A 25,775-nucleotide genomic window follows, 5' to 3' on the forward strand; every position below is an offset into this window, starting at 1 on the left:
TGCACAAATTGGCTCCCTACATTGGATAAATCCAGTATAGCCGCTTGATTCTGGCCTAAAACATTGCATAAGCGAAGATTTGAATGGAATTATCCAATCAAATCGATAGTTTAACTTGTTTAACGGGCTTTTCATTGGATTTCTCCATTGGGCAGATGGGAGGTCGAGGTCGAGGTCAAGGTCGAGGTCGAGGTCAAGGTCGAGGTCAAGGTCAAGTTCAGGTTCGGCTCCAGATTCAGCGTTCCCCCTCCTCCCGAAACAATAAAAAAAAGGTTGAGCAGGCATGATTGCCTGTTCAACCTCTTTTTTATTCGAAGAAACCCGCCTATGCCGTCCGGTTTTGGTGCTTCAAACCCGCTCTCGCAGGTGGGTGTCCGCAGACGTGTATTTGAGGTCCCCTTTCGAGGGCATGTCAGCCACACTTCAATATAGGTCTCCCTAGAAACAGTCATTGGTTTAAAACAACTTAAAACCGTTACGAGCATCGCAGATTTCTTCTGTTTTCTTATTATAGATCCTACCTCGCTGATAATCAACTGGAAGGATTAATCTTTAGTCTTGTCATTCTCATCTTTTTTATGCAAGCTAATCGGAGATTCATTAACTTCGCTCTCACTCGCTTCATCATTGCCTTCTTCAGCTGCTTCGGCTTCAGCAAGTCGCTGCTGTTCCTTCTCTTCCAACTCCTGTTGTTTCGTCTGAAGCTTCGTAAAGCTTCGGTTAAACTGCCAGAAGGAGAACGTTGCAACAATCGCACCCATGAAGAACACGACTAAGAAGAAATTGAACTTCGTTAAGCAAATATAAACAATAACACCATTACAAATGAGCAATACAATCGAATTGATGGGATTGCCAATTGTAATTAAAATTGAATTTTTAACAATTTGAAAAATCTTCATGTGCAAATGAACGATAATGGAGAAGAAATTAAACAAAGCAATAATCATGATCACGGTGAAAGCAATAAAAAGAACGGCTAGTACTTTCAACGAGCTGCCTTGCTTCAAATAGAAGAAATAGTTCACAGCAATAATAACGAAGATTAGTACAAAGAATATACCGCCAAGCATACTTTGCAAATAGTTTTCTTTGTATCCACGGAAAAATGTTTTTAACAAAGGAACATCTTCTTCTCCAGTCACCCATTTCCTAGCCACCGCAAACATAGCTGTTGTCGCAGGAAATAAAGTAAACGGTGCCAAAACTGCAAGAATCGGCAGCGTAGCTTTCAAAGCGTCCGGCGTTTGACTCACTAACCCCATAAAGAGGAAAAAGAATACCGGAATCGAACAAAGCATCCAAAGTAAATTAATAACGGATAACCGCATAATCCACTCCGATATTCTGTACAGTCCTCCCATAACTCCCTTAAACTCCAAAACTGCTTCCTCCTTAGCGTTTCCTTCAGGAAACTTTCTACGTTGTTAACTGCTGACATGACGATAGCATGTCTTAATTGTATATATACTCAATTATAGCCTATTTTTCATCATATAGGTAGCCGTCTAGTCGTTATAGGTTCTGTTACATAATATAGTATTGTCTAATCGTACCACTAATCATTATTCAGGAGGTTGATACCATGTCTCATCCAGTTGGAACATCCGCAGGTGCTATTTTGGTGCTTTTCATTTTGTTAGTTATCATCACTAGCTCATTTGTTATTTAATCCATATACAACTTGAAAAAGGCGGAGATCCTTAGGATCTCCGCCTTTTTAGTGCTGTAACTTATTTATTTACAAGTGTATCTTCACTTTTGCGCGGCGCTCTGGAACGATCACGATTTCCGGAGTTGTTGCTTCCGTATTCGCGGTTTCTCGAAGTAGAGCTGCTTCCGCCTTCTCTGTTTGAACCGTAATCTCTGCTATCCTTACGCGGGTAACGTGAGCCACCGCTTGAGGAATTGCCTGATCCTGAACCTGATCCACCGTAACCGCCGCCACCTTGACGACGATCGCTTGAACCTGATCCTGAACCGTATCCACCGCCAACGCGTCTACCTGAGCTGCGAACATCGAATTTCTTCTTTCTTGCACGAATCGGATCTTCTGGTGTCAATTCAATATTCAGATCTTTCTTGTCTCCAGTAAGAAGCTTCATCGCTGCTGCAAGCAAGTTAACCGAATCGTATTGCTCAAGCATTTGAATAGCTAGGCCTTTAAATTCGGAATGCTCTTCTTTTTGAAGCATATCCAAAATACGCTCAGCTGTCATTTTTTGTTTACCTTCTACCGCTTCTGCAACGCTTGGCAAAGGCTTTTTGTTGATTTTATGGCGTGTAACCTTCTCAATAAAGTGAAGGTGATCGATTTCTCGTGGTGTCACGAAAGTCCAAGCAGTACCTTCTTTACCTGCACGACCTGTACGGCCGATACGGTGAACGTAGCTCTCTGGATCTTGTGGAAGGTCAAAGTTGATAACGTGAGTAACACCTGATACATCTAGTCCACGAGCAGCAACGTCAGTTGCTACTAGAACATCAATACTGCCATCACGGAATTTTCTCATAACATTATCACGTTGATTTTGGGACAAGTCACCATGAAGTCCTTCAGCAGCATAACCTCTTTTTTGAAGAGCTTCTGCCAACTCATCTACCCGACGCTTCGTGCGTCCGAAAATAATTGCTAGGTCTGGTGCTTCCATGTCGATCAAACGGCTAAGTGCTTCAAACTTTTGTTTCTCATGCAATTCAATGTAAGCTTGCTCGATCAAAGGAGCGCTCACTTGTTTCGGGATTACCGAAACGTGCTCTGGATTAGTAAGGAATTGTTGAGCCAATTTCTGAATGTTAGTCGGCATAGTTGCAGAGAACAACATTGTGTGACGTTCTGCTGGAACTAATTTAAGAATAGATTGGATATCATCCATGAAGCCCATATCAAGCATTTCATCCGCTTCATCCAAAATAACTGTTTGAACATCATCAAGCTTGATTGTTTTGCGGTTAATATGGTCAAGAAGACGTCCTGGTGTTCCGATAATGATTTGTGGTTTCTTTTTCAATGCGCGGATTTGTTTAACGATATCCTGTCCACCGTAAATTGGCAAAGAACGAATGCCTTTGAAACGACCGAGTTTTTCAATCTCTTCCGCAACCTGAATGGCAAGTTCCCGTGTTGGACACATGATTAGAGCCGAAATGCGCTCTTCTTTTACATTGATTTTGTTAACTAGCGGAATACCGAATGCTGCCGTTTTCCCAGTTCCTGTTTGTGCTTGCCCGATCAAATCACGGCCATCCATGGCCAATGGTATTGTTTTCTCTTGAATTGGTGTGGACTCTTCAAAGCCCATTTCCGTAATCGCACGTAGTACCGATGCGTCTAAACCAAACTCCTGAAATGTTTTCAAATAAATTCAATCTCCTTTTGTACAGGGCAGGCTAATGCCTTGTATCTTTTTTACCCTTAAGTACGACTTCCTATCCGTCTCTATAGTTTCTTGGTGGAATACACTTTCGATTCGTCATCTTCCATGATCCAACTGGCCGCCCTTAAGAACATCTAAAATATTATAGCACAGGTGATACACACATTGCCAGTGGCTACTTTTAACGACTCGAACGAAACCGAATGAATAAGCAACTCGTATTAAAGGGGAGAACAATAAAACGGAATCGTACAGAGGAGAGTTTCTATGTCCATATTTAAACGTGTCAGCAACATTCTTCGCAGTAACAAGGAGCAACCACCTACAGCCGGATCCGTCGGTAATCCGCTAGAAGTCGCGCGTGTTGGCGATATTGTCAATGTAGACTTAGAGGAATATGTCATCTCCGGTAAAGTCATATATTTTGACCGCGGCTTTGAGCCGCATCGCTATGCTTATTATCTACAAAGCGGTAAAAATATTCAGTGCTTGATTGTGGAAAAAGGCAGAACCTATGATTGTTTCTTATGTAGTTTTATTGAAGGAGCTCTAGATGATCCCAATGATGTGCCTACCCGATTAGAGTTGGACGGAGATGTCACTTTCGATCTGGAATTTCATCGCAACGACGTTTCACGGACAGAAGGAAACACTGATTTCCGCAGCGGTGATGATATCATCTTCTGGCGTTATTTCGGACCTGACCAGCGCTTTTTTTTCCTTCAATGGCAGGATGGTAAATTCGTTGCCCTAGAAGGCGAGCGCACACCAGGCAATCAAATTAAATTTTTGAGAAATTTTTGATATCGACACTGATGACGATAAAGCTATGTTATCATGGAAGCATGTTTCGGAAACACGCTGAAAGGAGGACTACCAGACGATGAAGAAGTGGACTTCATGGCTTTCCTTCATACTTATTATCGCTCTTCTTACCGCATGTGGCGCAGATGCCGGACGTTATATTAAGGATGAATATCCGTTAGTAAGCGTTGATGGCAAGGGAACCACGATGTCTAAGGTTTACTCAGTTGAAGGCAAGAATGTACCCACAGTTGCGAATGAACTGGCTGCCAAAGAAACCCCCAAAGAGAAGAGTAAGGAATCTGAGGATCAGATGTTCCTTGTGTATAAGGACAAGGTTATCAATATCCAGAAAGATCCAAGTGATAGTAAGAATACATTAGTCCAACTCGATAGCATTGAATATGCCAAGAGCCATTATGACTCCTCCTTCTTACAAGGCTATTTAACCGCCTCGCTGCTTCAATCTATATTTGGTGGCGGTTGGAATAACAATAGAGGATCTTCTTATGACTACCGCGGCTACACAAAGACGCCGAATTATAAGGCAACAACACCGACTACAGGTTCAACCAAGGAGACGAAGCCAACTACATCCGATCGGACGGGTGGTTTCACGAGTGGTGCAGCAAATCCAAGCTCTGGAAGCTCCTCAACGGCGCGTAAGAATGATGGTTCAACTCCTAATAAAGTAACGAAGCCAACAACTAGTAAACCGAGTACGAACAAGCCAAGTACGACCAAGAAAACAGGCTCCTTCAAGCGCCGATAAATTTCATTCACAAGCTGCTGTCCATCTTTTGGACACAGCTTTTTTTATGCAATTCGAATTAATTGTCCACTGTCTAAATAATGATTGCAGTTTTATAAGAATGAATTATACTTGCAATATGCTGCATACTATTTTAGAGGTGATTTGTTTTGAAAAAGGCGCTAGATGTTCTAATCATTCTAGTTGGCGCACTGCTTGTCGCGGTCGGCTTCAATATGTTTCTCATTCCCCATCAGCTGCTTAGCGGTGGCGTTTCAGGTATTGCCATGATTATTGGTTATTTTACAGATTACAATATCGGATTTCTTTACTTATTGTTTAACATGCCACTCATGATTTGGGGACTCGTCTCCATTGGTAAACGTTTCATCATGATCAGTGTTGCCTCTGTCGTCTTAACCACTTGGATAATGCAAATTATTCCTATGAACTTCGTAGCCAAAGATTCCATGTTAGGTGCTGTTTTTGGTGGCGTCCTCATTGGTATTGGCAGCGGAATCACGCTCCGCATTGGAGGATCCAGCGGCGGGTTTGACATTGTCGGTCTGATTTTAACACGGAAATACGACTTTCCTCTTGGCACCATTTTATCCTCGATGAACGGGATTGTTATCGTCGCTCTCGGCTATTTCAAAGATAATTGGGACCTTGCATTATTTTCAATGTTAGCAATATTCATTAGCGGGAAAACTGTTGATATGATACATATCCGCCATATTAAAGTAACCGCGTTCATTGTAACGAAGCATAAGGATGCCATAATTAATAAGCTGCTCATGATCCCGAGAGGGGTAACACTTATTAAAACGGAAGGTGCCTATACGAAGCAACAGCATGATATGTTGATGACGGTTACGACGCGATATGAACTCGTGGAGTTAAAGCGAATTATTAAAGAGATTGACCCGAAAGCGTTCGTAAATATCGTGGAAACCGTTGGTGTTGTTGGGGAATTTCGAAAGCCCAAATGAAAATAAGCCAACTGCCCCTTTATTCCATTTTGAATTGTGTTATAATGAATATAATTTCATATAGTTCTGGTTTTCATCGATGGTAGGTTCAGGCGTAGTTCTTATTCTAATCTTCTGATTGGAAGGGTGATGCTTGTGGAGACAGTCAAATTATCCAGGATTGTAATGAAATTAACGCCCGAGTTGTATCCCTCTTTGACCAGCAATGAGTTGGAATCCGAGATCGTGCTACGGTTCGGTATAGAGGCACTCGCAGCGGAAGATGTCATGGAAATTATTCAATTTAGCATTTCGGAACATCATAAGGACACCCTGTACCATTGAGGGTGTCTTTTTTTGGATCTCTACACCGTGTACTGTTATTAAAATTGTAATAAATAGGCTATATGGGTTATGATAAGTCCATGATATAATATAGCTAAGATAAATTTTACTGGAGGTGTCTGGAATGGGAGCTTTATCTCCTTGGCACATCATACTAGTTGCGATCGTTGCCCTGCTTTTATTTGGGCCTAATAAACTGCCTGAGCTTGGTCGAGGTTTTGGCAAAATGTTCCGTGAGTTTAAAGATGCAACAAATGGTAACGGCGGCAACTCATCAACGGATGATCAACCTACGATTGTACGGAAAGAAATTAACCCTGAAGTATCGAATAGTGAATCGAATAAGTAAGTCCAAGCACCTGGAGGCCAAGCTTCTAGGTGTTTTTGTTTTTTCCTACTTAAGACAGTGTACCTCATGTGCCAAATGACTCATACAAGCTTCTACAAAAGCCTACAAATTTCCTCTGTGCGTAGTTTCCCGCTTGGCTTATAATGAAAGCTAGAAACAAGGATTGGAGTGGACTTATACATCATGGAAATATTACTCGCCTCACTTGCCCTTATCTGGGGTAATGTTACGGCCGCAAACCCCGATGCAAGCTTTGAACAGCTTGTGCAAGCTTCGCTAGATGCGAAGAACGCTGTTGCTATCGTTCAACCCGTCACACCTGCAACACCAACGGAAGCAACGGATCCACTCGCACCTGTCAACAAGGTAGATCCACAGAAAGATGCCCCTGTCGTTAAAGGGATCTACTCTACTGCTCACAGTGCTGGCGGTTCACGACTCAATACGCTTGTAAAATTACTTGATGATACCGATCTGAATGCGATGGTTATCGATGTGAAAGATGACTGGGGCTACATTACTTGGGAAACTGGAAATGCTGAGCTCGAAGCAATGGGAACCACGCAGAAAATCATTGGCAATATGCCAGGTCTCATGACAACACTCCAAGAACATAACATTTATCCAATTGCACGTATTGTTGTCTTCAAAGACACGGTTCTTGCTAAAAAGAAACCTGAATTATCTTTCGTGAATCCTGATGGCACATTGTGGGGGAACGGTAAAAACCCTCCTGATAGCTTCGTGAATCCGTACAGTAAAGAGGTATGGGACTACAATATCGCTGTTGCTAAAGAAGCTGTCAAGGCAGGCTTCAAAGAAATTCAGTTTGATTACGTTCGCTTCCCAGAAGGCTTCGAGAAACGAGCAGACATCCTCAAATATACCAAAGATGAGCGTTCACGGATTGATGCGGTCTCTTCATTCGTGAAATATGCAAGAGAGCAATTATCTCCACTGGGTGTTCGCGTCTCTGTTGACATTTTCGGATATGCAGCGTCAGTTCCGGCAGCTGAAGGTATCGGTCAAGATTTCGAGAAAATCTCACAGAATGTCGATGTCATTGCTCCAATGATTTATCCTAGCCATTACAGTACTGGTTGGTTCGGCTCTAAAGTACCTGATGCTGCACCGTATGCCACAATTAATGGTGCTTCCAAGGATACCAATAAGAAGCTTGAAGCTATTGATAAGAAAGGCTGGAAGCCGGTTATCCGCCCATGGATACAAGACTTTACTGCTTCTTGGGTGCCAGGCTATATTAAATACGGCAAGCATGAATTAGATGAGCAGATTCGAGCCTTGAAGGATAACGGTGTTAATGAGTATCTACTATGGAATGCCAACAATAACTACACGGCTAACGTCAATTATTAATAGCCAACTATGTCAGGTACCCCGAGAGCTATGTATGCTCTCGGGGTATTTCTGCATACGGTCCGAGTTTACTTTCGGTTTCCATTTCATTTATCATGGTAGTATTCATTTCAAAAATCAAAAAGGATGTGATGATATGCTGAAAATAGTTGCTGTAACAGGCATGAATCTAACTTCTATGCAAGAGCAAATCCCCCATGACTTGAAAGAACGCATCCAGTTTCATTGGTTTTCCTCTTCCAAGGATGCTGGCGAAATGCTCCCTGATGCTGATGTGATCATCTCAGCAGGTCGATTACACCCTGACATCCTCAGTCGCGCCCCTAAGTTGAAGTGGGTGCAAACCTTATCCGCAGGCGTTGATAAACTGCCTCTTGCGGAGCTTGATCAACGTCAAGTGATTGTCACGAATGCTAGAGGTGTTCACACCATTCAAATGAGTGAATTCGCGCTGAGTCTCATGCTGCAATGGGTTCGGAAAGCTAATTTACTTCATGATAATCAGAATCAGCACGTTTGGGACAATCAAGTTCGCTTTGGTGAATTGCACGGTAAAACGATTGGGATTATCGGCGCTGGCGCCATCGGCGAGGCTGTTGCTCGCAAAGCCAAAGCGTTCGATATGTCGGTTATCGGCCTGAATCGTTCGGGGACACCTCAAGCCGCCTTCGATACAACCGTACATGGTGAAAATGGTCTTCAGCTGCTGCTATCACAAAGCGATTTCATTGTCGTTCTGCTTCCAAGTACAGTGAAAACGCGGGGCTTCTTGCAAAAAGAGCATCTAACGCTTATGAAGCCGAGCGCCTTTTTCATTAATTTAGCTCGCGGCGATGTACTGGATGAAAAAGCTTTGATTCAAGCCTTGCAGGAAGGCAAACTTGCTGGCGCAGCATTAGATGTTTTCGAGCAGGAGCCGTTACCTGCTGCTTCCCCCCTTTGGGATATGAAGAATGTCATCCTAACCCCACATATTGCTGGGTCATCTGAACATTATACGGATCGTGTTTCCACCATTTTCTATCACAATTTACGTGCGATGCTGGATGGCGGAGAGATGATCAATGTTGTGGACTTGGCAGAAGGCTATTAAGTTGTAAGGCGGTGGCACCTGCAAACTCTAACGGACACGATGATCGTTATTTCTACACACTAGGGAGTTTGTTGATCTAACGGACATGATCGACCGTATTGTGGCAATTCACTCAAAAAAAGTTCACATTTAGCTGAATAGCATCATCCGTGACCGTTAGAGTTTTAAAACGTCATAATTAGACCAAATAGCGTCACCTATGTCCGTTAACCTATAGGTTGGGGAGTTGGGAGTTGGGAGTTGGGGAACTTGGGAACTTGGGAACTTGGGAACTTGGGAACTTGGGAACTTGGGAACTTGGGAACTTGGGAACTTGGGAACTTAGGAGTTGGTGACCTCGGAAGCTCGAAAACTCCTAAGTCCCTAAATCACTAATCCTTCGCTTCTTAGTCAATTCCAAGACGCTGCTTCCAATAAAAAGCCCCTTATCCTATTGAAACACTTAGGATAAGGGGCTTTCTATGATTAAACGCGAATGGCTTCCAGCCCTCGCATATACGGTCGCAACGCAGGGGGGATGTAGATTGAGCCATCTGCCTGTTGATGATTTTCTAGCAATGGAATTAGGATCCGCGGCGATGCAACGGCCGTATTATTCAGTGTATAGCAATAACGCAACACACCTTCTTGATCCCGATAACGTAAATTACTGCGTCTAGCTTGGAAATCCAGCAGGCTTGACGACGAATGCGTCTCACCGTATGCCCCTCGGCTTGGCATCCATGTTTCAATATCGAATTGCTTGTAGTTTTTGGCCCCCATGTCCCCCGAACACACCGCTACAACGCGGTATGGCAGTTCTAGACATGCAAGTAAATCCTCGGCATTTTGTGTGATTAACTGCAGCATGCGATCTGCTTCATCCGCATTATTTTCACAGAGGATCACTTGCTCAACCTTCGCAAATTGATGGACACGATATAACCCACGTACATCTCTTCCCGCTGAGCCCGCTTCTTTCCGGAAGCAATTCGACACGGCCGCTAACTGAATCGGCCCCTCCGTTAAATCGACGATCTCCCCCGCATAATACGAAATCAACGGACCTTCCGAAGTACCAACTAACCATGTGTTATCCGCAGGAAGCTCATACGTTTGATCTTTACCTGCTGGGAAGAAAGCCGCATTGAGCAGTGTTTCCTCCCGTACCATAAGCGGTACATCCATGACGGTGAATCCACGATCCGTTAGCAAGTCAATGGCCAGCTGTTGAACAGCCCTGTGCAAATAAAGCCCCATTCCTTTGAGATAATAATTGCGGCTGCCCGCGATCTTCACGCCCCGACCAACATCAATCATGTTCAACGCTTCACCAAGTTGAAGATGATCTTTCATCTCGAAGTTAAAAATCGGCTTATCTCCAATGACCTTAATCTCTACATTCTCTTGATCGCTTTTACCTATGGGTGTATCAGGCGAAGCTAGATTCGGTATTTGCAGCATGAGCTCCTTGAACCTCAGTTCATACTCGTTCAATTCCGCTTCCAGTGCCGCGAGTCTTTGATTCCAGCCACGGACTTGCTCCTTCAAGCCTTCTGCTTCGGTGGTCTTCCTCTGCATCATTAGCGACGCGATTTGTTCCGAAACGCGATTACGATCTGCTCGCAGCAGATCGGCTTGGCCCAGCAATCCCCTTTTCTTCTCATCGACTACGAGCAGTTCCTCCACGTGGCATTCTACACCTTTTCGGAAAGCTGCTGCTTTCACTTGATCTTGGTTGTTTCGAATCCATTTGATATCCAGCATGTTCCGTCACCGCTTCCTCTTCTTATAGGTGAAAAAGACAAAAAACGCCCTCAGTCCGATTGGGACGAGGAGCGTTCTGCTCGCGGTGCCACCCAACTTGATGATGACATCAATGGTCATCATCCGCTTGGTTCCGCGATAACGGGCGGTGCCGGTTTATTTAGAGAAGGATCTTACGTCCTTCCGATCATGAACGTCTCCGAGTTGGATGCTCTTCATAGACATGATGTCGATTTATATATTGTTCGCTATTATAGCCGAAAAGCAAATGAAGATCAACACCTATTCACAAAATTAGGCTTATTGAGACAAACGGCTAGCCAATTCATAAAGCTCCATGTTAAAGGTACGTTTCGTGTTAACAACAAGATCGATATCCGTTGCCACAAGCTCACCTTTGATAATACCGCAAGCTTTGGAAGAATCACCCTCCATTAGTTTGCGAACAGCAAAATCGCCTAGACGGCTTGCCAGAATACGGTCATTATGTGTAGGCGCACCACCGCGTTGAATATGACCAAGAACCGTCACACGAGGTTCAATCCCGTTCGTTTCCGTAATCTGCTTCGCAATACCCTCACCAGTTCCTGCTCCTTCAGCTACAAGGATAATACTGTGACGTTTGCCATGGTTGAAGTTATCCTTCATCCGATTAGCAACCTCTGTAACATCCACATTCACCTCTGGCACAATAATGGTTTCAGCACCGCTGGCAAGTCCCGCATACAGGGCAATTTCACCACAATGACGGCCCATAACTTCGACAACCGATGAACGTTCATGAGAAGTCATCGTATCCCGCAGCTTATTAATGGCATCCACAACGATACTTACAGCTGTATCGAATCCAATTGTAAAATCAGTGAATGGGATGTCGTTGTCGATTGTCCCCGGAAGGCCCATCGTTTTGATACCCAATTTGCTAAGCTTGTTCGCTCCTTGATAGGAACCATCTCCACCAATAACAACTAGACCGTCAATTCCGCGTCTACGCAAGTTGTCTGCACCGATTTGCTGTCCTTCAGGTGTCATAAATTCTTTGCAACGAGCCGTTTGGAGAATCGTTCCTCCACGCTGAATGATGTCACCTACGCTACGCAAGTCCATTTTACGAATATCATCGTTAATAAGTCCTTGATATCCACGCTGAACGGCATACACTTCGAGCCCATGGTATAGTGCACTTCGAACAACCGCTCGAACCGCTGCATTCATACCTTGAGAATCTCCCCCACTGGTTAAAACGGCAATTGATTTTACTGCTGACATATTAAATTTCCTCCTTCATAATTCTTGTGAATGACATTCATGATGTCGTACGGATGTACATACTATTTATCCAGAAAAAAAGCCTGGTTAAAGGACTATTTTTCATCAGACGCTTTGAGATTTTTTTCACTTGGTGTTGACTGTTGACCTTAGGGTCAGATAAATAGAGAGCAAGCAAACCTTCGATTATCATACGATGAAATCTCGGATGTTCCAAGAACAAAATTTTACTTCTCGCCTCCTGGACAATGAAAGCGATTCGCTCTACGGTTGTATCTAACGAATCGTAGTAGGTACAGAAATTCAAGTCTCCACCTACAATATCTTCTTCCTGATCAATTAAATAATCAAGCAGAATATGAAGTCCACACACATAAGGAAAATAAGCTTCCCGGATGGATTCCACCTGCTTGTCCGTCAGATTTGGATCACACGCACCCAAAAATAGCATAAACATACCTAACGTTGATCCCGTTGCAGCAGCAAACTCATTCCAATCAATCTGGCGATATTTATGGTGATGATCTTCCCACCATTGATGCAGCTGTGGCTCGCGTAAATCCTTACGAATATGCTTGTACACCTGCAAATCACAGTATAAGCCTACAAACTCTTTGACCTGATCAGCCACTTTCAAATACGAAGGCATCTGGCTAATAGAAGTCTGGCATTGCTGAACAAGATCTCTTAAATAGCCGCCGTCTTCTTTCTCATCTCTGAACGCATAGTAATCATGCAGAGGCTTCGCAGGATCAACTGCATCTAGCATAGATTGATGTAATTGTCGAAAGTCCTTAGGATCCAGCGAGGTGCTTCGATCACATAAATTATCCAAGTAGTCACTGATTGACTGGAATGCGACGATGAGTGGAATAAGCACGTGGCGCATCGATAAATGAGCAGCTGCATACACAGCTCCTCCTTGACAATGAAATTGCTTCGTTGCAATGCTTGCTAGTGCTTGAGTACGAAGCTCTTCATCGGGAATACTCGCAGCTCTACTTTTCCAAAAGCTCAATTGTTCATTGACACCAGGTAAAATATAGCGATAAACACTAATCATTAATCGGATGGGCCCCTGCGGAACCTTCGCATGGATCCTTATTCTACTTTTGTCCAATTGCCTCAAGTAAACTTCCTCCACAACTTTGTTCATAGCAGAATTGAAGTAATAATTGCATTTCAGATCGCTGTATTTGGCGTAACCAACTATCAACTGTAGGATTCTGAACAAGCGATACCTGAATTTCAATCACATCAATAAATACGTATGGATTCCAAACTGGTGATGTTACAAGTACTTCAAGCTTATGTCGAAGTGCTTCATTTTCCAATTCCATGAAGTCTTTGAGCGATAGATTATCTCTTACAAATTGGATTAGATTAGAATAAATAGGATGATGACCAACGTCGTTAAACCAGTATTTCGCATTACTATAGTCGCCTTCCATCCGATGCATAAGAGCATGCCAGTAACTTCCGGTTGGATTCGTAATTTCCTGCGAGATATCGTGAGATTTATCTAGACTTTCATTTAGAAGAAACAAGCCTGCTTTAATAGCTAACCCATAGGGGAGCTGCTCAGGACTTCCTTCCGTAATCAATGATGTTGAGAGTCCTTCGATCCGTGCATCCATTGCGACGTCCCACTCTTCAATTGGATAAAGCGCAGGGAGATGCTCCAGAAGTGGTTTCGCTATCGTTCCTAGCCAGTTATTCCCATCCTTATTGCTATGCATGCAGTCATTCTCCCTTCATTGACAACCATTAATGGTGGGTTTTTGATTCCAAATCCTGATTAGTCCGGAACCAGAGATGAAGATCATTTATGATTGAAGCCAATTCAGCAATATCGGAATTCAAACGGCAGGAGGTTACAAAATCGTCTTCCTTATCGAGTTTATTTTGCTTTTCAATGATTTGTGCTTCCAATTTCATAATTCGATCCGGAATAACGCCTCGAATTTGTTCCCACTGTAATAACAGATTTATGCGAACAGCAGCATCATACATTTCCCACTCCAATTCCAAAACGGGAATCTCAATGCCGAGTCTTTCATCATACTGAAAATAGCTGTTCATTCATGTATACCTCCTTGCAGGCAAAACTGGCAGTCTTGTTCAAGAAACATTCTACCTTTAAATGTATCACTTCAAACCTTCGGTTTCCAGTTAAAATTGTATGTCATCCCGATTTCATTTTCTGATATACTTAAGAAATGTTTTGCAAAACGCGAAGGAGTGCGATTTGGATGAATGCTAAGACATTAAAGGAAACCATCACATGGAAACAGCTCATCTCCTTTTTCCTCCCCCTCGGACTTTCTGCAACGCTTGTAACCCTCTCGCATGTTATTATTAACAGCACCTTGGCTAGGGCTGATAATCCCGAGGTTGTCATCGCCAGCTATGCCATTCCCCTAAGTCTACTAGGACTGACCGAAAAACCCGTTGTATTGCTACGACAAGCCTGCTCGGCACTTGTCAGAGACAGGATCTCATTCCGTGCCATGGGCGTTGTCAGCTCATACGTTTTTGCCTGTATCATCCTGCTCGGCCTCATACTCTGTTACACACCGGTTGGAGAATGGGTGTTTCTTTATTTTTTCGGCGTAGAACGTGAATTACTTGCTGCTACATTAAGTGTTTACCGCATCCTTATGTATGTAAGCATCTTCTCTGGCCTGCGTTGTTTGTTTCATGGGATTATCATTTTCAATATGCGTACCAAATGGCTCACCATCGGCATGGGCGTACGGATTATCGCGATGTATTTCTTATCTTTATATTTCATTACAACGGATAATGTCTCCAGCGGTAAAGTAGGCGCCATTATTTTCCTTGTCGGTATGGTCATTGAAGCAACTGTTGCGATTTGGGAAGGGACAAGCTTACTCAAGCATGTGATTCCGGAGAAAGCACCCAATCATCCAATTGAGACGAAACAGCAAATTTTCAGCTTTTACAAACCGCTCTTATATTCATCTGTTATTGCTGTAATTATTGGACCGTCTATTAATGCGATGCTAGGCAAAACAACACATATCCATCTAGCCATCTCATCCTTTGCGATCGCTGGATCCTTAACACAGTTAGTGATGAGTTTCTTCTCCTACATACATCAAATCGTCTTAAACTTCTATCGTAAAGATGCTGTGAGAGTCAAAAAATTCATTCTCCTGCTTAGCTTCATTCCAGGAACTCTAATAGCCATACTGGCCTATACGCCGATTGGCCCTTGGTTTATGACACATGTCATGGGTGTAAATGCGGAACTGAGGCAAGCCAGTCTAAGTGCCATGCGTATTTTCATGATCATGACGATTGTATTCCCATGGCTTGATTATATGAATGGGATTATTATGCTGCGCGGCCAAACAAAAATCATGGTTTTCTCGCAATCTGCGAATGCTACTATTACGGTACTCACTTTATTCGTTGCCATTGCAACGGTTCCTAGCTGGAATGGAGTGATCGGCGCGCTAGCCCAATCGGTAGGCATGTTGGCAGAACTACTTGTCGTCATCTATGTGCTCAAACGAACGAATGATGTGCAACAACCTAGTCAGCCACAAGAAAATATGTAATGAAATGGTGATGATTACGCTTGTCAAATTCAAATGCGATTGATAGAAATGATCGATTGCTTAAAATGTTTACTTTTTCTTTTTTTATGACGATGGGGATTGTTGTGACTTTTTTCCCGCTCTATTTCGATTATAAAGGGTATTCTAAGATCCAAATCGGCTTACTCTACGCCATTGGACCGCTGATCGGCATTGCAACCAATCTATTATGGGGGTTCCTGAGCGATCGGTTTCAAACCGTCAAGAAAATCATGATTATTCTGATCCTCGGCCAGCTCGTCACAGCCATCTTGGTTTCTACCGCAGGCTGGTTTTCCCTGCTCTATGTCTGTTTGGCAGCGTTTTTCTTCTTCCAACAGCCAGTGAACTCTTTGAATGACAGTCAAGTCATGCTGCATATCCGATCGAGTGGGAAAAGCTATGCCTCCTTCCGCGTGTATGGCTCCATTGGCTTCGCAGTGTCAGCTGGCGGTTTCGGTTTAATCCTACGAGCATATGGAACGGGACTAACACCTCTCTTGCTTTTTATAACGATAGGCTGTACATTAATCATTCTTTTTCTGCTGAAAGATACGCGTCAAGGCGGCAAAAAAATGGCATTTGGCGGTATGGTAAACATTATCCGTTCCAAAAAATTCATTTGGTTCCTTGCGCTTGTGATCATCATGTCAGTATCACATCGGTTCAATGATGGCTTCTTAGCCCTGTATATGCGTCAGCTTGGTGCTTCTGATTCACTCATCGGATATGCGTGGATGACATCCGCACTCAGCGAGATTCCAGTCTTTTTCTATCTGAGCAAACACGGGCATCGCTTCAAGGAATTACCCTTACTTGCCTTTGCTGGTGTGATTTACGCCTTCCGTTTCGTCATGATGAGTTTCATCCAGGATCCCATTTGGGTTATCAGCATTCAGCTTCTACACAGCTTGACTTTTGGTGTTTTCCTCTTCACCGCGAATCGTTATTTGAGTCAAATTATTCCGGATGAGTACCGGTCCTCAGGTCAAGCCATTTTCGCTGTCGCTTGGTCTAGTATAGCTGGTTTGATAAGCGGAACCGCAGGTGGCTGGATCTATAATGAAGCTGGCGGAAGTACCGTTTATATGATTGCAGCGTGCTTATCGATAACATCAGCCATAGGCTTTCTGTGCACGTATCTGTTTCAAAGGAATGAGGATGCCCTTCCTAGTCGATGATAAGAGAATGCTTACTTCCTTATATCCTGAGCATATTGGGAGTAACAACAGTTGTACTCCTTGTAGATCTCCCCTATAATAAGGATATAGTCTTAGTACCAAGTAATAAACCAAGATGAATATTATGAGCAGCAAAGGTAGGTACACATTTATTATGATGTATGAAGATTTCAAAACCATCGTTCTTGAACGACGCAGCATTCGCAACTTTACCGAGCAAACAGTCGCAGTTGAAGATATTCGTGAAATCATCGATTGTGCTCGTTATGCTCCCAGCGATACGAACTCACAAACATGGAAATTTATCGCCATTCGAAATACAGAAAAAATCAAACATATCGAGCAATTGACTTGGGACCAGCTGCATCTCCGTGCCGCGGCTGCCGAGGAGAAAGGGTTATCCAGAGAAGCACGCATGCTGGTGAGATCCTTCGGTCCTTACGCAACAGCCTTCTCGGACGCGCCTGTTCTCATCATTTGTTTGGCGACACCTTATGAATCCAAATTCCGTGATCGCATCTTCGACCCCATTCAATTGGTCGATGATCATATTTGGGCCGAAGAAGGCATTAAGAGCTCTTGCCTAGCTTCACAGAACCTGATGCTTGCTGCGCATGCTAGAGGGCTAGCAACTTGCCCTATGACGGGCCCTGTGTTGTTAGCACAGGATCAAATCCGGGCTTACCTGGAGATTCCAGCAGAGTATCAAATTAACATGGTCATTTCCCTTGGCTATCCGAAGGATAAGCCTGGTAAAATGGCGCGTAAAGAAGTTGACGATATTCTTGAAATCATCGATTAATGAAAAGGAGCTGTCCGCGATTGCGGATAGCTCCTTTTTCTTTACTTAATTCTTAGAACCAGACGCGAGTGGCGCCCGCTTCACTTTACTTGGCCAGAACACCGCATCCCCAAGCAGCATCGTGATGGAAGGGACTAGGAACGGCCTAACGATGAAGGTATCTAAGATTACACCTACGGCACAAATGACACCGAACTGCACAAGCACTTGTATCGGCAGTGAAGCTAGAACCGCAAAGGTGCCTGCTAAAATCAAGCCTGCCGAAGTGATAACACTGCTCGTTGAGCTAACGCCTAATCGTATCGCATCCTTCAGTTTCAACCGATTTCTTTCCTGCCAAATGCTCGAAATCATGAAAATATTATAATCCTCGCCTAACGCTACAAGGAAGACGAAAGCATATAGCGGTATCAACCCTTGGATCGCTGCTGTATCCATGAAATAGTGCAAGATAAGCCACCCGGCACCTAACGCCGAGTAATAGGAAAGCAGTACCGTTGCAATCAGATAGACGGTTGCAACAATGGAACGTAAATATACGAGTAATAGGATCGCGATTACGGTTATAACAACTGGGATTACAATTTTCGTATCCCGCTCTACGACGGTTTTGGTGTCATATTGGGTGGCAGTCTCGCCACCAACCCAAACCTGCGGGTTAGCAATACCTGCCTCAGTTAGCTTTTGTTCCAAGGTGTTTCGAATCTCAGGAATCTGATTGATGACATCCAAATCGTAAGGATCTTGCTTAAAAATCAACTCAAACACTTTATAATTGGCGTCCTTCTTACTGTCCTCAGGTTTGCTCACCGATTCCACATAAGGCAGCTTAGCAAGCGCTCCTTGGACATCTGCCGTCTTCCCTTCCGTATTGACGACCACATTAACTGGTGCCAGTGATCCCGGTGAAACATGCTCGGATAACAAGCTAAATCCTTCACGCGACGGCATAGTGGAAGGGAACGACTCCAAAATATTATACGTAAACTTAATTTGCGGGGCGAAAGCTGCTAACGCAATAAGAATGATTAATGAAATTGCGAGCACGCTTTTGGGTCTTTCCGTGACCACTCGCCCAAGCGCAGCATTCATGGCACCAACAGGCTTTTGCTCGCGAATGCGTTTCCCTTTGCGCGCTTCTTTCTCTGCTCGCATTTCTGGTGTCAACGGAATGAATGGGTAGAAAGACACACGTCCAATAATGGCAAGAAGCGCTGGAACAAGTGTTAGACTCGCAACGGCCATAATGAAAATCGCTACGCTAAACGGAATCGCGAACCGATGATTGGAGCCATAGTGAGCAAATAGTAAGCCCAGTAATGAAACAATTACGGTGAGTCCACTCATCCCAATCGCACCTGTTGAACCACCGAATGAAACACGAAGTGCGGTATATTTGTCTTTCTCAGCCAATAGGGCTTGTCGATAGCGAGCCACGAAGAAGAGACAATAATCCGTTCCTGCACCAAACAATAGGACGGTCATAATGGAGATCGACTGCGCGTCAACGGTAATCCATCCCTGCTTTGCGAGGTAACCTAGAATAGGTGAAATGATGCCATAAGCAAAGCCGACGCCTACTAATGGAATAAAAGCCAGAATTGGTGAGCGATATAGTAGGATTAGAAGAACAAGGACCAGTAGCACCGTTGCCAAGAGTAAAGTGAAATCTGCTCCTTTGAATAGCGCTGTTGCATCCGTCTGAATGCCTACAGGGCCTGTAATTCGGGCATGCAAACCATCTTCCTCAATTTTAGCTTCAAAGGGGTCAATGCCTAATTGACTTACGGTCATCTCTTCTAGCTTCTTCATGCCATCTTGGAGAACTTCCGTTTCCGTCCCTTCGTTAAACGAAATCTGCAGAACGAGTATCTTGCCATCCTTGGATACCATGCCTTTAAGTGCAGGAGCAGGCATCTGATGCAAAGGGGGCAATCCCTTCTGAGCAGCTAACGGGGTATCCGTGAGTTGTTTCGTAACCTTTTGAACCGCAGCCAAATCTTGATCTGTCAGTCCAGATCCACGATACCAAACAACGAGCGCTGGCACACCCTCATTACTTGGGAATTGTTCGTTCATCAACGCTGCTGCTTCAAGTGACCAGGAATCGGTTGGCAGTTGCCTTGCAGCATTATTTTCTTGTGAATTGACGTTAGGTAGAAAGACAGATAAAATGCCTGTAAGTAAAATCCAAATGGCTAATGTTACCCATTTGCTGCGACGACCCGCGACAATACCGCCTATTTTACTAAAAAAAGGATTTTCATGCATGACGTAGCCTCTCTCCTAAAAAATGAAATAGTGTTATAATTAATCTCGTAACAGAATTAATTATATATACTATATAGTTAATTAATCAAGTTTTTATTTTAAATCCTCTCAGGAGTGACACTTATGGAAAAAAAATCAAAGCCTCTCGGCAGACCACGCGTCTCCCAGGGCGACATGCCTCTTAATCAGAAAATTTTAATGACGGCTATTCCTTTGTTCTTGTCCCGGGGCTTCGAGTCCGTCTCCATGGACGATATCGCCAAAGAATGCAAGGTAACGAAGGCATCTGTATATTACTATTTCCCTTCCAAAACCGACCTGCTTACAGCCTCCATGATCCAATTGATGGATAACGTAAGACGTGTAACCATTCAACGCTTAAGTGAGCCTACTCCGCTTCGCGACAGGCTTCTCGGCATTACAGAGGGCCATCTGAAAGCGGTCGATTTCGACTTGCATTCGTTCATGCGCAAGATGGAGGCCACACTTTCCGAAGAGCAAATGAAAGCCATGCGCAAATCCGAACAAGGCATATTGGATGCGCTCGAAACCGAATTCCAGAAGTCGATTGACTCCGGAGAAATCGGTCCAGTCAATCCACGTGTGATTGCACGCGCATATACCTCACTTCTCATGATGGGCCATGCGACAGACGGCGACGGGAATAAAATGTTTCCTCATGAAGGGGAAGCCGCTACGCAAATTATCGACATTCTATGGCACGGCTTATTCCCGCCACAATGATAAACCGATCAGGAAGCATCCTTTGTTGTGATATTCGAGCAAACAAAAAAGACAGCCCCGAGCGAACTCGAGAACTGTCTTTATTGCTTGTGCTATGACACTATTTATAAGTAGGGAATCCCAGAGTCTTATAATTTGGTGACGTTAGCTGCTTGAGGACCACGGTTACCTTGAGTAATATCAAACTCAACGGATTGGCCTTCTTCTAATGTTTTGAATCCTTCGCCCTGAATTGCGGAGAAGTGAACGAATACATCGTCGCCTCCATCAACAGAAATAAAACCGTACCCTTTTTCTGCGTTAAACCATTTCACTGTACCCTTCAAATGAACAACCTCCTAAAAATATCGCCATCTATGGCGAATAAGGAAATTATACCATTTGAGCCATCAAAAATCAACGAAAATTCCGAGGTGGATAAGCTGAAATTTGTTGATGTACCAAGGTTTTCCACTATGCAGAGGGCTACTTTTTTATGTTTAAAAATTGATGAGAATTCGGTAGAAAAGGTAGACTAGCTTCTCGCTTTTGAACGGTACATCCAGCCAGCACGAACTCGTTGATTAGATCAGGTAGACGCGAATATTCCTCTGTGCGGAAACTCATTAAGGGGTAGATCCTTACCTCGCCACCTGGCTTGCAAACACGAAGCAGCTCACGAACAGCCCCTACATGAAACGCATAATCGAACTGCTCTTCATACAGAAAAAGAAAATGACTGCACATCACGAGATCAAAGCTCTCCGATTCGAATGGTAAAGAAGGTAAAGCAGCCATATGATATCTGGCTGCTCCTTCCATGCTTGAGAAGTCCTCTATAAAACGTTGTAAGGCTTGAATACGTCCTGCCCGATGTTGCTGAACAGATCCGTAAAACGTCCAGTCGTATACATCAACTAATTTGGCCATCTTCATGGCGACAAGCTCAATCTCTTGCATGCCATGCTCTGAGATAGCACGTGGCGACTTCTCATACAACGGATCAACCGCCTCTGCGTAAATCCCAAGCTGCCTTGCTTCAGACGTAAACGAAGATGCGCCACCAGCGACGTCCAACACTCGTTTTCCAACCAAATCTACCTTCTGCAGCATAAACATTTTCTCGTATTCGACATACGATCTTGAGGTCATAGCGACCCCAGTTTGCTCATAAACACGCTTCTGTTCCATGCTCATCTCTCCTCGACTCGGCTCATAACCCCTTCCCTCTGGAAAGGATTAGGAGAATTCTATCACGAGAAATTCCCCTGCGCAACAAGAAAATAACGAAAAAATCGATCCCCCTGTTTGGAAATAGCGGCAATTTATGATACGATTGTTTACATCTATAAGCTTATTACAGAAACGAGGAAAAAAGCCATGTCGCATCAACCCTTCAAAAGACATACGATTTATAAAAAAGATAAATGGAACATGCTGAATGTCGAGGTTCAAGGCACCAAAATTGTTCTAACCGAAATCTCTGATCAATGGGGCGAAGAATGCCATACTTTTATTGGTCGACCTGCTATGCTCCACTGGGCTAACGAGCGCTTTACCAAAGAAAATTTCGATGGTACAGAAGAAGAATTGCAAGCTATTATGGATGCTTTTAAAAACGTGTAAAAAAAAGCGGACTATTTTGAAACGCATCGCATATACTAAACGTATAATCTCATAGTAACACTCCAAAGGGGAGTAGCTGATACAGTAAAGTCGTCAATTCGGATCCTCATCAGATCCCGGCTTTATTGGCAACGACAACGTTGTTAGCAAGACCTTTGCCATGTACATTGGTGAAGGTCTTTTTTGATGAATTAGAGCCTTCACCGGTCAAAAGGTGCTGGGCTCTTTTTTGCATCAAAAAAAACCTTGAAGGAGTGTGTTCGCGTATGGATTGGTTGTCAACGGGCTTTTTCGTCTCTCTGCTAAGTATTATTCTGATTGACCTGGTGCTTGCTGGTGATAACGCGATTGTAATTGGGATGGCGGCACGTAATTTGAAAAAGGAAACACAAAAGAAAGTCATTCTCTGGGGCACGGTTGGCGCGATTGTGATTCGAGCTTTGGCCACGCTTGTGGTCGTTACGTTGCTCAAAATACCTGGGCTGCTGTTAGTCGGCGGTATCTTGCTTCTATGGATTTCGTATAAGCTTCTCAGCGAAAAGAAAAGTCACGAGGATATGAAAGTGAAGGACACTATGTGGGCAGCCATCCGAACGATTATTATCGCTGATGCGGTCATGGGTTTAGATAATGTCATCGCAGTCGCTGGTGCTGCACATGGTAACTTCTTGCTCGTCATTATTGGTCTACTTGTCAGCGTTCCTATCGTGGTCTGGGGAAGCACCTTATTCATTAAATGGATCGAGAAGTATCCTTCGATTATTTATATCGGTGCAGGCGTACTGGCGCTTACTGCTGGCAAGATGATTACCGGAGAAAAGTTCCTAGCCCCCTTCTTCGAATCCAATCCGTTAGGCAAGTGGTTATTCATTGGATTACTCGTCGTCCTCGTACTTGGTGCAGGTAAATGGTCAAAGATGATTGGCTATCAAGTAAGTGTCGGGGATAGCGGACAATTAACACTTCCCAAAGAGCTTAGTGAAGAGGCACAAATTTCCCCTGAGGATCGTTTCACAGTTAAAATGGATTCTCGCGGCAAGTTTATTCTGGTGAAAGAGGAAGACGATGATTCGAACCAAGATTCCATGCAGCATGCCGGTTGAAAAAGGAGTTTGACCCTGCGTAGCGAAAATTAGTATGATATGGAACAAGTATCATACTCTATAGGAAAAAGGATGATTTTCGATGACCGATTCTGGATCTATACTCACATTTGTAATTGTATCCTTTTGCCTTGCGATCATTTTAATTATGAAAAAAGACAGCCTACCAGCACAAATGAAACGCTATCTGGCTCTGCTGGCGATTGTTATGGTTTCCATATCCTTCGTTCTGATCTTGCTAAGCTTCTTCCGAGCAGGAACTTGAATTTACTTCCTTCCAGCTTTTTCATATAATCATAATTGAATACGTAAACGGTCATACTAGGTGAAAACCATGGATTGGGATTTCAGTTAGAACATCCCTCATGGGAATATGCCGGGAGCGTGACCGCAATGCGCCTTCTTTATGTAACAGCTGTAATGGGAATTCTTCTTAGCTCCATCCCTATAGCTGATTTACACGCAAAGGATTCCAGCTTACCCCAATCTCAAAACAAGGACAGGAGGGCTCCGATGACTCAATTATTGGAACGCAAGCAAGTACCGGCCGAGCACCGTTGGCAATTGGAGGATTTATTTGCTAATCAGAAGGCTTGGGATCAAGAATTTCAAGAGGTAAAAAGCTCGCTTAGCAAAGTCAGTGCCTTCCAAGGAAAACTTAACGATGCGGCTTCCGTGAAGCAAATTTTCCAATTGGAAGATGAGCTTTCTGTGAAAATGGAAAGATTATATGTCTACGCCAACATGAAGCATCATGAAGATACAGCTGAACCTGTTTATCAGGCTTTATCCGAAAAAGCAAAAAAACTCAGTGTTGAAGTTGGGGAAGCAGCTTCCTTCATTTCCCCTGAAATTCTAAGCCTCTCGGACGAAAAGCTTCAGCAGCTTGTGAGCGATCCTTCCTTATCTTTTTATAAAGATACGCTTGAAGAAATGATTCGTCAGAAGCCACATACATTATCGAAAGAACAAGAAGCACTTCTTGCTCAAGCCGGCACAATGGCGGGGGCGCCAAGTACGATTTTCGGAATGCTGAACAATGCAGACTTGAAATTCCCGAAGGTGAAGAATGAAAAAGGCGAGGAAGTTGAGCTTACCCACGGAAGCTACATTCAGTTCCTAGAGAGCCGTGACCCTGAGGTTCGGAAGAATGCTTTCAAAGCGGTTTATGAAACGTACCGCAATAATCGGAATACGATTGGTGCGACACTAAGTGCGAATATCAACAAAAACATTTTCTACGCCAAAGCGCGTCATTACCCTTCTGTTCTTGAATCCACTCTATTTGGTGACAATATCAAAAAAGAAGTGTATACAAACTTAATTTCAACCATTCATGAATCCTTGCCACAGCTGCAACGCTATCTCAAACTCCGCAAAAAGCTGCTCAAGGTCGATGAGTTACATATGTATGACCTGTTTGCACCGCTCGTTGAAGAGTTCAAGATGGATATTACTTATCAGCAAGCCAAAGAAGAAATCAAGAAAAGCTTAGCACCACTAGGCGAAAATTACTTGAAAATTCTTCAAGACGGCTTCGACAACCACTGGATTGATGTATACGAGAACAAAAATAAACGCAATGGTGCTTATAGCTGGGGTGCTTACGGTACGCATCCTTACGTCCTGTTAAACCATAAAGACAACTTAAACAGCATGTTTACGTTAACACATGAGATGGGTCACGCGATTCATTCCTATTTGTCGGATGAGAACCAAGAGTATCGTTATGCGCAATACACCATTTTCTTAGCAGAGGTTGCTTCGACACTTAATGAGGCTCTTCTCATGGATTACTTGTTAAAACGTGTAACGGATCCGAAGGAAAAAATGTATTTGCTCACGTACTATGCAGATCAATTCCGGACGACAGTATTCCGCCAAACGATGTTTGCTGAGTTCGAAATGATCACGCATGAGAAGGCAGAAGAAGGCGAATCCCTGACACCACAAGAGTTCAGTGAAATCTACTATGGCTTGAATAAGCTGTACCATGGCAATGACATGGTTGTAGATCAAGATATCGAGATGGAATGGGCTCGGATTCCTCACTTCTATAACAGCTTCTATGTTTATAAATATGCGACAGGCTTCTCTGCTGCTACATCATTTGCGAAGCAGATTTTGGACGAAGGCCAGCCAGCGGTTGACCGCTATCTCGGCTTCCTGAAAAGCGGCGGCAGCGACTACTCGTTGAACATTCTTAAGAAGGCTGGGGTGGATATGTCTACACCTGAGCCGATTAAGCAAGCTATGAGCGTATTCAGCTCGTTGTTGGATCAGATGGAAGAGCTAACGAAGTAAACGATTCATCGATACATGGGAAGCCCTCTTCATACAGTTCGTGGGCTGATAGCAAACAAAGAAAAGGTTGAAAGCAGA

25 protein-coding genes and 1 other RNA gene are annotated in these 25,775 nt (G+C 43.7%); 15 read left to right on the forward strand and 11 right to left on the reverse strand.

Annotation, left to right across the window (positions count from 1 at the left end; all coding sequences use genetic code 11):
- Positions 1-314: 314 nt before the first annotated feature.
- From ssrS to cshA, 3 genes are all read right to left on the reverse strand, one after another.
- A non-coding RNA gene (gene ssrS, locus L6I86_RS06670) (6S RNA) lies at positions 315-496 on the reverse strand.
- A gap of 49 nt (positions 497-545) precedes the next feature.
- The gene (locus L6I86_RS06675; RefSeq protein WP_236285817.1) at positions 546-1,382 is read right to left on the reverse strand and encodes a YesL family protein; all 837 of its coding nucleotides are present in this window, start codon (positions 1,380-1,382) and stop codon (positions 546-548) included.
- Between the two features lie 351 nt (positions 1,383-1,733).
- The gene (gene cshA / locus L6I86_RS06680) at positions 1,734-3,359 is read right to left on the reverse strand and encodes a degradosome RNA helicase CshA (protein WP_056616316.1); all 1,626 of its coding nucleotides are present in this window, start codon (positions 3,357-3,359) and stop codon (positions 1,734-1,736) included.
- Between the two features lie 285 nt (positions 3,360-3,644).
- On the opposite strand from cshA, the gene L6I86_RS06685 reads away from it, so the two are divergent.
- The 7 genes from L6I86_RS06685 (at position 3,645) to L6I86_RS06715 (ending at position 9,067) form a co-directional block, all read left to right on the forward strand.
- Positions 3,645-4,181 (forward strand): DUF4178 domain-containing protein, encoded by a 537-nt coding sequence (locus tag L6I86_RS06685; RefSeq protein WP_236285818.1) that lies wholly within the window; start codon positions 3,645-3,647, stop codon positions 4,179-4,181.
- A 79-nt stretch (positions 4,182-4,260) separates the two neighbouring features.
- Entirely contained in the window at positions 4,261-4,953 is a 693-nt protein-coding gene (locus tag L6I86_RS06690) for a DUF4247 domain-containing protein (protein ID WP_236285819.1), read from the forward strand.
- Positions 4,954-5,102: 149 nt separating this feature from the next.
- The gene (locus L6I86_RS06695) at positions 5,103-5,924 is read left to right on the forward strand and encodes a YitT family protein (RefSeq protein WP_236285820.1); all 822 of its coding nucleotides are present in this window, start codon (positions 5,103-5,105) and stop codon (positions 5,922-5,924) included.
- A 165-nt stretch (positions 5,925-6,089) separates the two neighbouring features.
- The gene (locus L6I86_RS06700; protein ID WP_397340150.1) at positions 6,090-6,248 is read left to right on the forward strand and encodes a hypothetical protein; all 159 of its coding nucleotides are present in this window, start codon (positions 6,090-6,092) and stop codon (positions 6,246-6,248) included.
- 124 nt (positions 6,249-6,372) lie between these two features.
- Positions 6,373-6,597: a Sec-independent protein translocase subunit TatA/TatB gene (locus L6I86_RS06705; RefSeq protein ID WP_236285821.1), complete on the forward strand. Its 225-nt coding sequence runs from the start codon at positions 6,373-6,375 to the stop codon at positions 6,595-6,597.
- Positions 6,598-6,780: 183 nt separating this feature from the next.
- Positions 6,781-7,974, forward strand: coding sequence for a putative glycoside hydrolase (locus L6I86_RS06710; RefSeq protein ID WP_236285822.1), 1,194 nt, complete (start codon positions 6,781-6,783; stop codon positions 7,972-7,974).
- Positions 7,975-8,110: 136 nt separating this feature from the next.
- Positions 8,111-9,067, forward strand: coding sequence for a D-2-hydroxyacid dehydrogenase (locus L6I86_RS06715; protein ID WP_236285823.1), 957 nt, complete (start codon positions 8,111-8,113; stop codon positions 9,065-9,067).
- A 465-nt stretch (positions 9,068-9,532) separates the two neighbouring features.
- On the opposite strand, the gene serS is transcribed toward L6I86_RS06715, so the two are convergent.
- The 5 genes from serS to L6I86_RS06740 all read right to left on the reverse strand — a co-directional run bounded on the left by serS (position 9,533) and on the right by L6I86_RS06740 (position 14,164).
- A complete protein-coding gene (gene serS, locus L6I86_RS06720) occupies positions 9,533-10,813 on the reverse strand; it encodes a serine--tRNA ligase (RefSeq protein WP_236285824.1) in 1,281 nt (426 codons plus the stop codon).
- 300 nt (positions 10,814-11,113) lie between these two features.
- The gene (gene pfkA / locus L6I86_RS06725) at positions 11,114-12,082 is read right to left on the reverse strand and encodes a 6-phosphofructokinase (RefSeq protein WP_056616343.1); all 969 of its coding nucleotides are present in this window, start codon (positions 12,080-12,082) and stop codon (positions 11,114-11,116) included.
- Positions 12,083-12,119: 37 nt separating this feature from the next.
- Positions 12,120-13,145 carry a tetraprenyl-beta-curcumene synthase family protein gene (locus L6I86_RS06730; protein WP_236286316.1) on the reverse strand — a complete coding sequence of 342 codons (1,026 nt, stop codon included), beginning with the start codon at positions 13,143-13,145 and terminating at the stop codon, positions 12,120-12,122.
- Positions 13,146-13,188: 43 nt separating this feature from the next.
- A complete protein-coding gene (locus tag L6I86_RS06735; RefSeq protein ID WP_236285825.1) occupies positions 13,189-13,821 on the reverse strand; it encodes a hypothetical protein in 633 nt (210 codons plus the stop codon).
- A gap of 28 nt (positions 13,822-13,849) precedes the next feature.
- On the reverse strand, positions 13,850-14,164 hold the full coding sequence (locus L6I86_RS06740; protein WP_236285826.1) for a hypothetical protein: 315 nt from the start codon (positions 14,162-14,164) through the stop codon (positions 13,850-13,852).
- Positions 14,165-14,334: 170 nt separating this feature from the next.
- On the opposite strand from L6I86_RS06740, the gene L6I86_RS06745 reads away from it, so the two are divergent.
- From L6I86_RS06745 to L6I86_RS06755, 3 genes are all read left to right on the forward strand, one after another.
- Complete coding sequence (locus L6I86_RS06745; protein WP_236285827.1) at positions 14,335-15,669, forward strand: multi antimicrobial extrusion protein MatE; 1,335 nt, start codon at positions 14,335-14,337, stop codon at positions 15,667-15,669.
- A 65-nt stretch (positions 15,670-15,734) separates the two neighbouring features.
- A complete protein-coding gene (locus tag L6I86_RS06750) occupies positions 15,735-16,868 on the forward strand; it encodes an MFS transporter (RefSeq protein ID WP_236285828.1) in 1,134 nt (377 codons plus the stop codon).
- Positions 16,869-17,022: 154 nt separating this feature from the next.
- Positions 17,023-17,670 (forward strand): nitroreductase family protein, encoded by a 648-nt coding sequence (locus L6I86_RS06755; protein ID WP_236286320.1) that lies wholly within the window; start codon positions 17,023-17,025, stop codon positions 17,668-17,670.
- A gap of 45 nt (positions 17,671-17,715) precedes the next feature.
- Here the strand turns inward: L6I86_RS06755 and L6I86_RS06760 are convergent, their stop codons facing one another.
- On the reverse strand, positions 17,716-19,941 hold the full coding sequence (locus L6I86_RS06760) for an MMPL family transporter (protein ID WP_236285829.1): 2,226 nt from the start codon (positions 19,939-19,941) through the stop codon (positions 17,716-17,718).
- 123 nt (positions 19,942-20,064) lie between these two features.
- Between L6I86_RS06760 and L6I86_RS06765 the strand changes: the two genes are divergently transcribed.
- Entirely contained in the window at positions 20,065-20,685 is a 621-nt protein-coding gene (locus L6I86_RS06765) for a TetR/AcrR family transcriptional regulator (RefSeq protein WP_236285830.1), read from the forward strand.
- A 128-nt stretch (positions 20,686-20,813) separates the two neighbouring features.
- Here the strand turns inward: L6I86_RS06765 and L6I86_RS06770 are convergent, their stop codons facing one another.
- Both L6I86_RS06770 and L6I86_RS06775 read right to left on the reverse strand, forming a co-directional pair.
- Positions 20,814-21,011: a cold shock domain-containing protein gene (locus L6I86_RS06770; RefSeq protein ID WP_028556542.1), complete on the reverse strand. Its 198-nt coding sequence runs from the start codon at positions 21,009-21,011 to the stop codon at positions 20,814-20,816.
- 139 nt (positions 21,012-21,150) lie between these two features.
- Complete coding sequence (locus L6I86_RS06775; protein ID WP_236285831.1) at positions 21,151-21,855, reverse strand: class I SAM-dependent methyltransferase; 705 nt, start codon at positions 21,853-21,855, stop codon at positions 21,151-21,153.
- Positions 21,856-22,044: 189 nt separating this feature from the next.
- Between L6I86_RS06775 and L6I86_RS06780 the strand changes: the two genes are divergently transcribed.
- The 4 genes from L6I86_RS06780 to pepF all read left to right on the forward strand — a co-directional run bounded on the left by L6I86_RS06780 (position 22,045) and on the right by pepF (position 25,697).
- Entirely contained in the window at positions 22,045-22,290 is a 246-nt protein-coding gene (locus tag L6I86_RS06780; protein ID WP_056616367.1) for a hypothetical protein, read from the forward strand.
- A gap of 266 nt (positions 22,291-22,556) precedes the next feature.
- Positions 22,557-23,393: a TerC family protein gene (locus tag L6I86_RS06785; protein ID WP_056616369.1), complete on the forward strand. Its 837-nt coding sequence runs from the start codon at positions 22,557-22,559 to the stop codon at positions 23,391-23,393.
- An 82-nt stretch (positions 23,394-23,475) separates the two neighbouring features.
- Positions 23,476-23,658: a hypothetical protein gene (locus L6I86_RS06790; protein WP_028556538.1), complete on the forward strand. Its 183-nt coding sequence runs from the start codon at positions 23,476-23,478 to the stop codon at positions 23,656-23,658.
- Positions 23,659-23,906: 248 nt separating this feature from the next.
- The gene (gene pepF / locus L6I86_RS06795) at positions 23,907-25,697 is read left to right on the forward strand and encodes an oligoendopeptidase F (RefSeq protein ID WP_056616376.1); all 1,791 of its coding nucleotides are present in this window, start codon (positions 23,907-23,909) and stop codon (positions 25,695-25,697) included.
- Positions 25,698-25,775 lie beyond the last annotated feature (78 nt).

The sequence above is a fragment of the Paenibacillus allorhizoplanae genome (genome assembly GCF_927798215.1).
GTDB lineage: Bacteria > Bacillota > Bacilli > Paenibacillales > NBRC-103111 > Paenibacillus_E > Paenibacillus_E allorhizoplanae.

What these genes read in the sequence shown, in the direction of transcription:
- L6I86_RS06685 (WP_236285818.1), top strand. Translation starts at nt 3,645, where the DNA reads ATGTCCATATTTAAACGTGTCAGCAACATTCTTCGCAGTAACAAGGAG.
- L6I86_RS06690 (WP_236285819.1), top strand. Translation starts at nt 4,261, where the DNA reads ATGAAGAAGTGGACTTCATGGCTTTCCTTCATACTTATTATCGCTCTT.
- L6I86_RS06700 (WP_397340150.1), top strand. Translation starts at nt 6,090, where the DNA reads ATGAAATTAACGCCCGAGTTGTATCCCTCTTTGACCAGCAATGAGTTG.
- L6I86_RS06705 (WP_236285821.1), top strand. Translation starts at nt 6,373, where the DNA reads ATGGGAGCTTTATCTCCTTGGCACATCATACTAGTTGCGATCGTTGCC.
- L6I86_RS06710 (WP_236285822.1), top strand. Translation starts at nt 6,781, where the DNA reads ATGGAAATATTACTCGCCTCACTTGCCCTTATCTGGGGTAATGTTACG.
- L6I86_RS06715 (WP_236285823.1), top strand. Translation starts at nt 8,111, where the DNA reads ATGCTGAAAATAGTTGCTGTAACAGGCATGAATCTAACTTCTATGCAA.
- serS (WP_236285824.1), bottom strand. Translation starts at nt 10,813, where the DNA reads ATGCTGGATATCAAATGGATTCGAAACAACCAAGATCAAGTGAAAGCA.
- pfkA (WP_056616343.1), bottom strand. Translation starts at nt 12,082, where the DNA reads ATGTCAGCAGTAAAATCAATTGCCGTTTTAACCAGTGGGGGAGATTCT.
- L6I86_RS06730 (WP_236286316.1), bottom strand. Translation starts at nt 13,145, where the DNA reads ATGATTAGTGTTTATCGCTATATTTTACCTGGTGTCAATGAACAATTG.
- L6I86_RS06735 (WP_236285825.1), bottom strand. Translation starts at nt 13,821, where the DNA reads ATGCATAGCAATAAGGATGGGAATAACTGGCTAGGAACGATAGCGAAA.
- L6I86_RS06740 (WP_236285826.1), bottom strand. Translation starts at nt 14,164, where the DNA reads ATGAACAGCTATTTTCAGTATGATGAAAGACTCGGCATTGAGATTCCC.
- L6I86_RS06745 (WP_236285827.1), top strand. Translation starts at nt 14,335, where the DNA reads ATGAATGCTAAGACATTAAAGGAAACCATCACATGGAAACAGCTCATC.
- L6I86_RS06750 (WP_236285828.1), top strand. Translation starts at nt 15,735, where the DNA reads ATGTTTACTTTTTCTTTTTTTATGACGATGGGGATTGTTGTGACTTTT.
- L6I86_RS06755 (WP_236286320.1), top strand. Translation starts at nt 17,023, where the DNA reads ATGATGTATGAAGATTTCAAAACCATCGTTCTTGAACGACGCAGCATT.
- L6I86_RS06760 (WP_236285829.1), bottom strand. Translation starts at nt 19,941, where the DNA reads ATGCATGAAAATCCTTTTTTTAGTAAAATAGGCGGTATTGTCGCGGGT.
- L6I86_RS06765 (WP_236285830.1), top strand. Translation starts at nt 20,065, where the DNA reads ATGGAAAAAAAATCAAAGCCTCTCGGCAGACCACGCGTCTCCCAGGGC.
- L6I86_RS06775 (WP_236285831.1), bottom strand. Translation starts at nt 21,855, where the DNA reads ATGGAACAGAAGCGTGTTTATGAGCAAACTGGGGTCGCTATGACCTCA.
- L6I86_RS06780 (WP_056616367.1), top strand. Translation starts at nt 22,045, where the DNA reads ATGTCGCATCAACCCTTCAAAAGACATACGATTTATAAAAAAGATAAA.
- L6I86_RS06785 (WP_056616369.1), top strand. Translation starts at nt 22,557, where the DNA reads ATGGATTGGTTGTCAACGGGCTTTTTCGTCTCTCTGCTAAGTATTATT.
- L6I86_RS06790 (WP_028556538.1), top strand. Translation starts at nt 23,476, where the DNA reads ATGACCGATTCTGGATCTATACTCACATTTGTAATTGTATCCTTTTGC.
- pepF (WP_056616376.1), top strand. Translation starts at nt 23,907, where the DNA reads ATGACTCAATTATTGGAACGCAAGCAAGTACCGGCCGAGCACCGTTGG.